General features: G+C 69.4%; 9 protein-coding genes. 4 read left to right on the plus strand and 5 right to left on the minus strand.

The window, feature by feature from the left end; translation table 11 throughout:
* Positions 1–61: 61 nt before the first annotated feature.
* Positions 62–1414, minus strand: coding sequence for an RsmB/NOP family class I SAM-dependent RNA methyltransferase (locus tag OPU67_RS13840; protein ID WP_267620624.1), 1353 nt, complete (start codon positions 1412–1414; stop codon positions 62–64).
* Between the two features lie 56 nt (positions 1415–1470).
* Here OPU67_RS13840 and OPU67_RS13845 point away from each other — a divergent pair, with 56 nt between their 5' ends.
* Positions 1471–1629: a DUF1674 domain-containing protein gene (locus OPU67_RS13845; protein ID WP_267620626.1), complete on the plus strand. Its 159-nt coding sequence runs from the start codon at positions 1471–1473 to the stop codon at positions 1627–1629.
* Between the two features lie 209 nt (positions 1630–1838).
* Here OPU67_RS13845 and OPU67_RS13850 read toward each other — a convergent pair whose 3' ends face one another.
* The 4 genes from OPU67_RS13850 to OPU67_RS13865 form a co-directional block, all read right to left on the minus strand.
* Positions 1839–3254: a cytochrome P450 gene (locus OPU67_RS13850; protein WP_267620628.1), complete on the minus strand. Its 1416-nt coding sequence runs from the start codon at positions 3252–3254 to the stop codon at positions 1839–1841.
* Positions 3255–3337: 83 nt separating this feature from the next.
* Complete coding sequence (gene hemH, locus OPU67_RS13855; RefSeq protein WP_267620630.1) at positions 3338–4372, minus strand: ferrochelatase; 1035 nt, start codon at positions 4370–4372, stop codon at positions 3338–3340.
* Between the two features lie 79 nt (positions 4373–4451).
* A complete protein-coding gene (locus tag OPU67_RS13860) occupies positions 4452–6737 on the minus strand; it encodes a molybdopterin cofactor-binding domain-containing protein (protein WP_267620632.1) in 2286 nt (761 codons plus the stop codon).
* A gap of 3 nt (positions 6738–6740) precedes the next feature.
* Positions 6741–7748 carry an Mrp/NBP35 family ATP-binding protein gene (locus OPU67_RS13865; RefSeq protein ID WP_267620634.1) on the minus strand — a complete coding sequence of 336 codons (1008 nt, stop codon included), beginning with the start codon at positions 7746–7748 and terminating at the stop codon, positions 6741–6743.
* 75 nt (positions 7749–7823) lie between these two features.
* Here OPU67_RS13865 and hflK point away from each other — a divergent pair, with 75 nt between their 5' ends.
* The 3 genes from hflK (at position 7824) to OPU67_RS13880 (ending at position 11529) form a co-directional block, all read left to right on the plus strand.
* Positions 7824–8981 (plus strand): protease modulator HflK, encoded by a 1158-nt coding sequence (gene hflK / locus OPU67_RS13870; protein ID WP_420709019.1) that lies wholly within the window; start codon positions 7824–7826, stop codon positions 8979–8981.
* A gap of 4 nt (positions 8982–8985) precedes the next feature.
* Positions 8986–9831 carry a protease modulator HflC gene (hflC, locus tag OPU67_RS13875; RefSeq protein ID WP_267620636.1) on the plus strand — a complete coding sequence of 282 codons (846 nt, stop codon included), beginning with the start codon at positions 8986–8988 and terminating at the stop codon, positions 9829–9831.
* Between the two features lie 231 nt (positions 9832–10062).
* Positions 10063–11529: a Do family serine endopeptidase gene (locus tag OPU67_RS13880; RefSeq protein WP_267620640.1), complete on the plus strand. Its 1467-nt coding sequence runs from the start codon at positions 10063–10065 to the stop codon at positions 11527–11529.
* Positions 11530–11583: the final 54 nt, after the last annotated feature.

The following is an 11583-nucleotide window of genomic DNA, read 5'->3' on the forward strand; positions in this document are numbered from 1 at the left end:
GCCTTTCGCAGAAACGCCGGGCCTTGTTACAAACTCCGACCAACCTCCCCACCCCGGGGGATCACGGTTTGACCCAACGCCCCACGAAAAACCCGTCGAGCCCGCCCTGCTCTGCCAGCATCCCGGGGTGGGTGCGCAGCCAGCCCTCGGCCGTGGGGGCGAGGCCCGCCGGAAGTTCCTCCGCGACGATCGGCTTGGGCACGAGGCCCAGCGCCGCGTCGATCCACGCCCCCTGCTCCTCGCCCTCCTCGGCCTCGAGCGAGCACACCGCGTAGACCAGCGTGCCGCCCGGGTTCAGCCACGTGGCAGCCCGCGCGATCAGCCCCCGCTGCAATTCGACCATCTCGGCGATCTGGCCTTTGCCGATGCGGTGGAGCACGTCCGGGTGGCGGCGGCAGGTGCCGGTCGCGGTGCAGGGCGCGTCGATCAGGATCGCGTCGAAACGGTGCTTCGGCTCCCACGTGAGCGCATCGGCCCGGACAGGCGAGGCCTTCAATCCGGTGCGCTTCAGGTTGTCCTTGAGCAGGTCGAGCCGCCGCTTCGACAGGTCGAGCGCGGTGACCTTCCAACCGGCGGAGGCGAGCTGCATCGTCTTGCCGCCCGGCGCGGCGCACAGGTCGAGCGCGGAGCGGCCCTCTCCCGTGCCTAGCAGCCGTGCGGGCAGCGAGGCGGCGAGGTCCTGCACCCACCACGCGCCCGCCTTGTAATCGGCAAGGCTCTCCACCTGCGCGCCGCGCGGCAGGCGGATGTGACCGGGGGCGAGGCTGACGCCGCCCATCGCGACGGCGCGGACCTGCGTCTCGGCGGGGTCGCGCAGCGCCAGATCGAGCTCGGGCGGGAAGGCGAGGCCGGGGGCTATCGCGGCGGCCTTGTCCGCGCCCCAGCGCGCGGTGACACGTTCGGGCAGGGTCGGAGCGGGGGGGAGTAGCCCCTCCCGCCGCCCCCGGCCTTCGCCGGGGCTGGTATCGGGGTTGGGGTGGGCCTGTCCAGAGTTCCCAGCCCCTGCCCCTCCCGCAGGCGGGAGCGGGGTATCGGCGCCCTTGATGATGGCCGCAAAAACGCCGTGTGCGAGGCGGCGTGGCCCGCCTTCGAGCAGCGCAAGCCCCGTCGCGATCACCGCGTGGGGAGGCGTGTCGAGCCGGAGCGCCTGCGCCAGCATCAGCCGCAGCACCATGCGGGCCTTGGCGTCTTCGGGGAGGCGCTGTTTGGTCGCCCCGTCGATCAGCGCATCGAGATCGGTCAGCCAGCGCAGGGTCTCCCCGGCGATGGCGCGGGCGAGCGCGCGGTCGGGGGCCTTGCGGATATCGGCGAGCGCCGCACCCTCGGCCTGTTCGAGCGTCTCGCCCCGGCGCAGCACGGCATCGATGAGGCGCAGCGCCGCGCGGCGCACGGGAAGTCCGGGGGGAAGAGCCATCGCAGCGCCCCTAACCTTCCTTGAAACAAAGCGCCAGCATGGGCATTTGGACGGGCATGACCAAGGAAAAGTCCGAAGCCGCCAAGGCCTTCAGGAAGCCCGCCCACTGGAGCAACGACCCCGCTCCTGCGCCCAAGCCGGTCGCGGTGGACGAGAAGCTCAGCCCCACCCGCTACGGCGACTGGGAGAAGGACGGGATCGCCGTCGATTTTTGAGGGTCACGCGTCGTTGCGCGCGTAGCGAAGCAATCCAGAGTGGAACGCGGATCGCCCTGGATTGCCGCGTCGCCTCCGGCTCCTCGCAAAGACGACGCAAGCGGGGCCCAAGTGGCCTCTCGACCCCTGCCAGAGCCAGCCTATACCCCCGCTAGGCCCCTTCTAGACCCCTTCCAGGCCCCCGCCCGCGCGGTGTTTCACGTGAAACATCACAATGGGGTGAAGCGAACCTTGAGCCCGTCCCTGGGTTGCGGGATCGGCCAGTCCTGCCAGCTCGGCCGGTAGCCCGGCTCGGCCTCGATGCGGTAGCGCTGGAGAAGCTGGGCCATGAGGATCTTGACCTGCATATAGGCAAAGTGGAGCCCCAGGCACATATGCGCGCCCCCGCCGAAGGGCACCCAGGCATATTTGTGCCGCTCGCGCACCTTGTCGGGCGTGAACCGCATCGGATCGAAGCGTTCCGGATTTTCCCAATATTCTTCAGAGTGATGCGTCCAGTGGATGTTGATTCCCACCATCGCGCCGGCGGGAATGCGGTAGCCGCCATACTCGAATTCGCGCAGCGCCCGGCGCGGCATCGAGGGCACCGGCGGGATCAGCCGGAGCGATTCCTTGAAGGCCATTTCGGTGAGGTCGAGCTTCGCCAGATCGTCGTAATCGAGCGGGCGCGGGTTGCCGTCGCCGTCCGGGCCGCCCGTGACCGCGAATACCTCCTCGCGCAATTTTTCCTGCCATTCCGGATATTTGGCGAGATAGTAGATAAGCGCGGTCGCCGACGAGGTGATGGTGTCGTGCGCCGCCATCATCAGGAAGTTCATGTGATCGACCACCTCGTCCACGGGGAGTAGGGAACCATCCTCGCGGGTCGCGGTGGCGAACTGGCTGAACATATCCTGCCCGCCCCCTTCAGCGCGGCGACGCAGGGTCTCTTGCGTAAAATAATCAACCAGATAGGCGCGTCCGTCGACGCCCTTCTTCATCTTGGTGAAGGGCAGCGGGCGGCGCACCGGGGCGACCGAGGCCTGCACCATGTCGACGAAAGCCACGTTGATCTTGTCGGCTTCCGGCCCCCACGGCAGGCCGATGAAGCTGTCGGCCGCGAGATCGAGGGTCAACTTCTTGATCGCGGGGTAGAATTGGAGATCGCCCGCCCAGTTCGCCACTTCCCGCGCGATGCCCCGGTTGAGCGCGCCCGAGTAATGCCGCATCGGTTCGGGCTTGAAGGCGATCGACAGCGCCCGGCGGTCGATCCGGTGATGGTCGAAATCCATCAGCATGAGGCCACGCGGAAAAAGCTGATCGAGGATCGGGCCCCACCCCTGCTCGGACGAGAAGATCTTGTCCTTGTTGAACAACAGCAGCTCGTTCGCCTCCGCGCCGATGAGCGCGACCTGCCAGCCGCCGAAGGCGCGGTTCTTGTAGACCTTGCCGTGGGTGCGGATCATCCGCTCGGCAAAGGCATGCGGATCGGCGAGCATCGTGAAGGTATTGCCGACCACCGGCCAACCCGCCTCGCCCGGGATATGGGCCAGATCCGCCTCGCTGAGGCGCAGTTCGCTCCAGTGCCCGGGCGCCTTGGCGGGGGCTTGGGCGGGTGTGCGGGGGGCTTGGGCGAGGGTGGCCATGGGGTCCTGATGCTCCGGTGTCGCGTTCGGATTCGCAACTGACTCTGATGTAAATACGCCGCCCGGTCAATCCGGGGGGAACCTCAGATCCAGCCAGCCAGTTCCCGGCGCAGCATCGTCTCGATCATCGCGAGGCCATCGTGCGAGGTGTTGAGGCACTCGAGCACCGCGTAGTCCTCGCCGCCCGCCTCGATGAACTCGTCGCGCCCCTCGAGCGCCAGCTCCTCAAGCGTCTCGACACAGTCGGCGGCAAAACCCGGCGCGGCCACCACGAGCCGCTTGGTGCCCTTGCCCCCTTCCGCGATCAGCGTCGCGTCGGTCGAAGGCTCGAGCCAGGCCGAGGGGCCGAAACGCGACTGGAAGGTGGTCTCGAAGCGCACTCCGGCAAATTCGGGCCGCTCGGCCAGCATCTCGCGCAGCAGGCGGGCGGTCTTCATGCAGTGGCAGTAGTAGGGATCGCCCTTCTCGAGCGTCTGCTGCGGCATTCCGTGGAAACTCAGCAGCATGACCTCGGGCACGAAAGTGAGCGCGCGCGCCTGCCGGGTCAGGTCCTCGGCAAGTGCGTTCAGGTAATTCGGGTCATCGTGATAGGGCGGCACGAAGCGCAAGGTCGGCTGCCAGCGCAGGCCCGCCATCACCCGGGCGATCTCGTCGAACACCGTCGCGGTCGTCGCCGCGCAATATTGCGGGTACATCGGCGCGACGAGGATGCGGTCGCAGCCTTCCGCGATCAGCGCGGTCATCCGGCTCTCGATCGAGGGGTTGCCATAGCGCATCGCGTAATCGACCAGAACTTGCTCGCCGAACCGATCCGCCATCGCCTCGGCCTGGCGGGCGGTGATATCGGCGAGCGGCGAGCCGCGCTCGGTCCAGATCTTCTGATAGGCCCTGGCGCTTTTCTGGGGCCGCGTGTTGAGGATGATGCCGCGCAGGATCAGCTGCCACACGATCGGCGGGATCTCGACCACCCGCGTGTCGGACAGGAACTGCTTGAGGTAGCGCTTGACCGATTCCGGATCGGGTCCGTCGGGCGTGCCGAGATTGATCAGCAGCACGCCGATGCGCCCGCTCTTGGCGGGAGGATGATCGCCCGGAAGGCGCTGGGTCTGCCAGGTCATAGCCGGTCCAACGTTTGGCAGGACGTTGGTTTCCGCGCATGGCAAAAGGCCCGGCGGCGGGGCGGCGGAATTGTCGGGGTCATATGCCGTCCGAAAGTAGTGGGAGGCGGCGCAGGCGCAAGCCCGTCGCCGAATAGAGGGCGTTGGCGATGGCCGGCGGGGCGACCACCGCGCCCAGTTCCCCCGGGTCGGCGGGCGCGGCTTCGCTGGCGATGAATTCGATGCGCATTTCCGGGCAATCGGCGAGCGTCGGCAGGCCGAGCGCGGCATCGCTGTCCGCCTCGGGCAGGCCGCCGCGCAGGCGCAGGGGGTTGCCGAGCGCGATCCCCATGCCGAACACCAGCCCGCCCTCGATCTGCTGGCGAGCGATGTCGTGGTTGACGATCCGGCCGATGTCGGCGGCGGCGGAGAGGCGGATCACCCGCACCCCGCCCTCGCCCTGGCGTGCGGTGGCGACGCAGGCGATGCGCGCCGCCTCAGGCCCCTCGCCAATGCGGGCGCAGGCGATGCCCTGCCCGCTGCTGTTCACGCCCCCGTCCCACTCCGCGAGCTGCGCGGCGCGCTGGAGGCAGGCGGCAAGACGCACGTCGCTCCCGAGCATCGCCATCCGGTAGGACAAGGGCTCGCGCTTCAGCTTGGCGGCGATTTCGTCGATGAAGCTCTCGATGGCGAAGATCGTCGGCCCGTGGGCATTGCCGCGCACCCGGCCGACGGGCAGGCCGATCTCGGCAGGGATATGCTCCACCAGCAGCGCCGGGATCTGGTAGGGCGGCACCGCGCCCTCGCAGGCGAGCGGATCGGCCATGCCGGCGGTCTCGCGCATCGCGGCGGCGGGGGTGAGGTTGGCGAACAGGCGCTTGCCGAATTCGCGCGCGGCGGGCGGCGTGGCGATCCGCAGACGCATGGCGTCGATGGTGCCGCCATCGCCGTTCGCACCGGCCTTGGCGAGCTGTGCGCCGAGCAGCAGCCAGGCCGGCGCGCGCGGGCGGGCCCGGATCAACTCGTCCCGGCGCGGCCAGGTGAGCTGCACGGGGCGCCCGAGCTCGCGGGCGATCTGGGCGATCTCGATGGCGTGGTCATGCTCGAGCCGCGCATCGAAGCTGCCGCCCGCGGGCATGGGGTAGAGCGCGACATCCTCGGTGGCGATGCCGATCGCCCGCGCCGCAGCGATGCGCGCCTGTTCGGGGGCCTGCGAGGCGATCCACAGGTCGAGCCGCCCATCGGCGAAGCGCGCCGCTGCCGTGGCGGTCTCGAGCGGGGCGGCATAGGCAGGCTCGACCTCGTAGCGCCGCCCGATATCGACGCGCTCCAGTCCCGCACGCCCGTAGCCGGTCTCGGCGATGGTGTGCGCTTTCCCGGCGGTCAGGAGCGTGTCGAGCTTGGCGGCGATGTCGGCGCTGCTGACCGGGGCCGCCGTGGTCCAGCGCGGGCGCATCGCCTCCAGCGCGCGATCGGCGTTCCACCAGGTATCGGCGGCGACCGCGATCCAGCGCTTCGACTGGACGATGCCGGCCAGGCCCCGGAGCCCGTTCAGGCCCTTGCGGTCGAAGCCGGCCAGCTCCGACCCCTCGGCCGGGCCGTGGCGGATCGCGGCGAACACCATTTCCGGCAGTCGCACATCCCCGGCGAAGCGATAGGACCCGTCGACCTTCGAGGGCAGGTCGATACGCGGATAGGCCGGGGCAGCGTCAATCTCGGCACGCAGCGGTGCCTCGCGCGGCGGCTCGGTGCGCAGCGGCGGGGGATCGGGGGGCGTCATGTCGGCGGCCGCCTCGGCAAGCTCGCCGAAGGTCGCACGGTTGGCGCCGTTGGTGACGAAGCCGTTCGCGACCTCGCACTCCTCCCAGGCGACCCCCCAGCGGTCGGCGGCGGCCTCGGCGAGCATCGCCCGCGCGGCGGCAGCGGCCTCGCGGCAGGGCTGCTCATAGGCGGCGAGCGCGGTGCCCTCGGCGGTCGCGTTGAAGCGGCGGGATTGCGCGAAACGGGTCGCGATCAGATCATCGCTCGCTGCGGACAGGCCCGCGAAGGCCGGGTCCCACAGCGCCATCCACTTTCTCGCGAGCGGGATGTTGGCATAGGCACCGGAAATCGGCGCGGGCTCGACCGCGACCTGCCGCCAATCGGCGCCGAGCTCATAGGCGACGATCTGCGGGAGGAGCGTGGTGATGCCCTGCCCCATCTCGAGCTGCGGCACCGCCACGGTCACCACCCCGTCGGCGGCGATCTTGAGCCAGGCGCCGAACACGTGTTCGCCGCGCGCGGCGACCAGCGGCGTGCGGAAGCTGCGCGGCATCAGCCACCAGGCGACGACCAGCCCGCCGCCTGACGCCGCGCCGGCCAGCAATCCGCGCCGGGTCACCTGCATGGTTCAGATCGCCCCGGTGTCGAGCCAGCGGGCCAGCTTCTGGGCGATCGCCGCGAAGGGCGCAGCCTCCTCGCCCTCTCCCGCCGCCGGGGGCTCGCCCCTGTCGCCGGCGATGCGGGTGGCAAGGGTCAGGGGCACGCGGCCGAGGAAGGGGATCTCGAGCGCGGCGGCGAACTTCTCGACCCCGCCCGAGCCGAAGGGGTCGCTGATATGGCCGCATTCGGGGCAGCAATAGCCCGCCATGTTCTCGACGAGGCCGATGATCGGCACCTCGCCCTGCTCGAAGAGCTGTCCGGCGCGCGCGGCGTCGATGAGGGCGAGGTCCTGCGGGGTCGAGACCAGCACCGCGCCGTCGGGCTTGTGCGCCGAAAGCATCGAGAGCTGCACGTCGCCGGTGCCCGGCGGGAGGTCGACGAGGAGCAGGTCGGTCTCGCCCCAGTCGGCATCGACCAGCTGCGACAATGCCTTGCCGGTCATCGGCCCGCGCCAGGCGAGCGCCTTTCCGGGGGCGACGATGTGGCCCATCGACAGCACCTTGACGCCGTGGGGGCTGTCGATCGCGACAAGCTGCTTGCCGTCGGAGGTGGCGGCGGGCTTGACCCCTTCGGTCTTCAGCAGCTTGGGCTGCGAGGGGCCGTAGATGTCGCCGTCGATCACCCCGACGCGGCGACCCAGCTTGGCGAGCGCGACGGCGAGGTTGGTGGTGAGGGTGGACTTGCCGACCCCGCCCTTGCCCGATCCCACCGCGATCAGCCGCCGCCGACGGCGCTCGCCGGTCAGCGCGATGCGCACCTCGGCAATCTCAGGGAGCGGCGTGAGCGCGGCGGTGATCGCCGCCTCGAGCTCGGCGCGGCCCTGATCGCTGAGGTCCCCCGCCTCGGCGACGATCACGGCGCGCCCCGCGACGATCCGCGCCGAGCGCAGACGATCGGCAATCGCGGGCGTGAGAGCGGCACGGATCAGCGCTTCCTCGGCGGCAGGCGAGCGCGACGGTGGGGGCGGGTTGTCCATTGCGCGATGCCTCTAACACCAAATTCACGCAGCGAACCCCTGTTTTTCGCCAGAACCCGTGCCTATAAACACCTCATGCAGAGAGTGGACGGCTGGAAAGAGCGTCTCGGCGCGGGCCTGAAGGGGCTTGCCATGGCCGGGAAGAAGAACCCCTGGGGCGGCGGATCGGGCGGCGACGGGCCGACGAGCGACGACGGCGCTGGAGGGGGCGGCGGCGACAGCGGCGGTCCGCGCAATCCCTGGTTGCCGGGCGGCGGCGCGGAGCCCGGCAAGCGCCGCTCGGCGAGCATCGAGGACATCTTCCGCAATCGCGGCCCCGAAGGCCCCCGCCGCGTCGGCGGCGGCGGACCGGGCGGCCCCGGCTTCCGCCTGCCCGAACGCGGCGACGGCAAGAGCTGGCTGCCGGTCATCATCGGCGGCGTCGCGCTCGTCTGGGTGGCGGTCACCAGCGTCCACTTCGTCCAGCCCGGCGAGCAGGCCGTGGTGACATGGTTCGGCGGCAAGTATTCGCACGAGCTCGATTCCGGCACCAATTTCACCGCGCCCTGGCCGATCCACATGGTCGAGAAGGAGAACGTGACGCAAGTCCGCCTCGAAGAGGTGCCCGGCACCAAGACCGAGAAGCTGATCCTGACCGGCGACCAGAACCTCGTCGACCTCAGCTACCTGATCCGCTGGAACATCTCCGACCTCAAGCTCTACAAGTACCAGCTCAACGACCCGCGCAACGCGCTGCTCGAGATCGGCGAATCCGCGATGCGTGCGGCGGTCGCACGGCAGCAGCTCGACAGCGTCTTCACCGGTGCCGGGCGGGCGGAGATCGAACAGGACGTGCGCGCGGCGATGCAGGCGCGGCTCGATGCCTATCGCTCGGGCATCCAGGTGCAGGGGATCGAGATCAACAAGGTCGATCCGCCCGGCCGCGTCGAGGAAGCCTTCAAGGATGTCTCCTCGGCCCAGCAGGACGCCGACGCCGCGATCAACCGTTCGCGCGCGGTCGCGCAGCAGGTGCTCGCCCGGGCGCAGGGCGACGCGAGCGAGTTCAACGACATCTACGAGGAATATAAGCTCGCCCCCGACGTGACCCGCCGGCGCCTCTATTACGAAACCATGGAGCAGATCCTGTCGAAAACCGACAAGACCATCGTCGAATCCGGCAACGTGACCCCCTACCTGCCGCTGCCCGAACTCCGGCGGCGCGCGCAGGCCGCCCCGCAGCGCGAAGGGGAATGAGGCGATGAACGGCATTCTTCAGAACTACAAGGCCATAGCCATCGCCGCGATCGTGCTGCTGGTCGTGCTGCTGTCGAGCGTGGTGATCGTGCCCGAGACCCATCAAGGCGTGGTCGTCGCCGCCGGTAAGCCGGTACGGGTGTTCAACAAGTTCCGCCCCGACGTGCCCTACGGGTCGACCGGGGCGGGGCTGCAGCTGCGCATCCCCTTCTACGAACAGGTGCGGATGATCGACCGCCGCGTGCTCGATGTCGACATGGAGCGCACCCAGGTGCTGTCCAACGACCAGCAGCGCCTCCAGGTCGATGCCTATGCGCGCTACCGGATCATTGATCCCGTCAAGCTCGTCGAGCGCGCCGGGACCGAGAGCCAGTTCGAAGCGCAGCTGCTGCCGATCCTCACCTCGGTCCTGCGGCAGGAGCTCGGCCGGCGGCCCTTCGCGGCACTGATCAATGCCGAGCGCGGAACCGCGATGGAGAACATCACGAAGTCGCTCGACCAGCAAGCCCGCATCTACGGCGCGCAGGTGCTCGACGTGCGGATCAAGGCGGCCGACCTGCCCGAGGGACGCCCGCTCGACGCTGCCTTCACCCGCATGGAGACCGACCGTCAGGAGGAGGCTGCCCGCATCCGTGCCGCCGGCCAGCGCGACGCGCAGATCATCCAGGCAGAGGCCTCGGCCGAAGCCGCGCGCATCTACGCCGATGCTTACGGGAAAGACCCGCAGTTCTACGACTTCTACCGCGCGATGCAGAGCTACCGCCAGACCTTCCTCGCAGGCGAGGGGCAGAGCAGCATGGTCCTATCGGATGACAGCGAGTATTTCCGCCAGTTCAAGGGGAACCGCTGATCGACCAAGGACCGACCCCGGACGCCGAACGCGCGTGCGCGTTCAATCGGCGTTCAGCGGCGCGGGGCGCATTTGGGGCCGCCGTTCCGGCTTGCCGGACAGGCTCGTACACGGGTTGAGGAACGGCGCGGAACCTTCGCGCATTCCGGCCAGGATAAGGACCAAGAGGACGTGAACAAGGTGCGCTATATTTACGGACTGTCGAGCGCGCTGCTGGTGGGCGGCGCGGCCATGACGCTGATCACCGGCTCGCCGCTGGGTGCGCAGGTGGCGCAGAACGACGATTCGGTGATGAACCGTGTGGTGCCGGTCGAAGGTGCCCCGGCAAGCTTCGCCGACCTGACCGCGCAGCTCGCCCCTTCGGTGGTGCGCATCGCCACCCGCCAGCGGGTCGAGGTCGCCAACAATCCCTTTGCCGGCACGCCCTTTGCCGATCTGTTCGGCGGGCAGGGCGGCCAGCCCCAGACCCGCGAGGCGCAGTCGCTGGGCTCGGGCTTCATCATCGCCGCCGATGGTGTGGTGGTCACCAACAATCACGTCATCAACCCGCCCGACACCCGCGCGAAGCTCGAAGCGATCACCATCACGCTCGCCGACGGGACCGAATACGAGGCCGACGTGATCGGCGCCGACGCGGCGTCCGACCTCGCGGTGCTCAAGATCCGCGCCAACAAGACCTTCCCCTTCGTCAAGTTCGGGGATTCGAGCAAGGCGCGGGTCGGCGACTGGGTGGTGGCGATCGGCAACCCCTTCGGCCTCGGCGGGACGGTGACGGCGGGGATCATCTCGGCGGTCTATCGCTCGACCGGCCAGGGCACCGCCTATGACCGTTACATCCAGACTGACGCGAGCATCAACCGCGGCAATTCGGGCGGTCCGCTGTTCGACATGCGCGGCAACGTGATCGGCATCAACAACGCGATCTTCTCGCCCTCGGGCGGCAGCGTCGGGATCGGCTTCGCGATTCCCGCCGAGACCGCAGCACCGATCGTCGAAAAGCTGCGCGCCGGCCAAGAAATTGAGCGCGGCTACCTTGGCGTGGGCCTTGCCCCGATCGACGAGGACTTCGCCGCCTCGCTCGGCCTGCCGCGGCGCCGCGGCGAGCTGGTGCAGCGGGTCGAGGACAACAGCCCGGCGGCGCGCGCAGGCCTGCGGCCCGGCGATATCGTCACCCAGGTGAACGGCAACGATGTGACGGCCGAGCAGACCGTCTCCTTCACCGTTGCCAATCTCCAGCCCGGCACCAGGGTCCCGGTCGAGGTGCTGCGCGACGGGCAGCGGCTCAACATCACGGTGACGCTCGGCAAGCGGCCCTCCGAGGCGGAACTGCAGCAGCAGGCGCAGACCTTCGATCCCGAAGCCGACCAGCCGATGGCGCCGGGCACGTCCGACAAGACCATCGAAGGCCGTCTCGGACTGCAGGTCATGCCGATGAACGCCGCTGCGGCGCGCGCTCTCGGCGTGCCGGCGGACACGCAGGCGGTGGTTGTCGCGGCGGTCGACCAGAGCTCCGACGCGGCGCGCAAGGGTCTCCAACGCGGCGACCTGATCGTTTCGGCCAACTACCAGCCGACCCCGACCGTCGAGGCGCTGCTGGCGCAGGTCAAGGCCGCGACCGATGCCAAGCGCGAGGCGCTGCTGCTGCGCGTGCAACGCCGCAACAACCCGCCGGTGTTCATCGCCGTCCGGCTGCGCTGACACCGGCGCCGCACATGCACAAGAAAGGGCGCCGGGAGCAATCGCTCCCGGCGC

Source organism: Erythrobacter sp. WG (assembly GCF_026586795.1).
In the GTDB taxonomy this organism is placed as follows: Bacteria; Pseudomonadota; Alphaproteobacteria; order Sphingomonadales; family Sphingomonadaceae; genus Erythrobacter.

What these genes read in the sequence shown, in the direction of transcription:
- OPU67_RS13845 (WP_267620626.1), top strand. Translation starts at nt 1,471, where the DNA reads ATGACCAAGGAAAAGTCCGAAGCCGCCAAGGCCTTCAGGAAGCCCGCC.
- OPU67_RS13865 (WP_267620634.1), bottom strand. Translation starts at nt 7,748, where the DNA reads ATGGACAACCCGCCCCCACCGTCGCGCTCGCCTGCCGCCGAGGAAGCG.
- OPU67_RS13840 (WP_267620624.1), bottom strand. Translation starts at nt 1,414, where the DNA reads ATGGCTCTTCCCCCCGGACTTCCCGTGCGCCGCGCGGCGCTGCGCCTC.
- OPU67_RS13880 (WP_267620640.1), top strand. Translation starts at nt 10,063, where the DNA reads ATGACGCTGATCACCGGCTCGCCGCTGGGTGCGCAGGTGGCGCAGAAC.
- OPU67_RS13850 (WP_267620628.1), bottom strand. Translation starts at nt 3,254, where the DNA reads ATGGCCACCCTCGCCCAAGCCCCCCGCACACCCGCCCAAGCCCCCGCC.
- hemH (WP_267620630.1), bottom strand. Translation starts at nt 4,372, where the DNA reads ATGACCTGGCAGACCCAGCGCCTTCCGGGCGATCATCCTCCCGCCAAG.
- hflC (WP_267620636.1), top strand. Translation starts at nt 8,986, where the DNA reads ATGAACGGCATTCTTCAGAACTACAAGGCCATAGCCATCGCCGCGATC.
- hflK (WP_420709019.1), top strand. Translation starts at nt 7,824, where the DNA reads ATGCAGAGAGTGGACGGCTGGAAAGAGCGTCTCGGCGCGGGCCTGAAG.
- OPU67_RS13860 (WP_267620632.1), bottom strand. Translation starts at nt 6,737, where the DNA reads ATGCAGGTGACCCGGCGCGGATTGCTGGCCGGCGCGGCGTCAGGCGGC.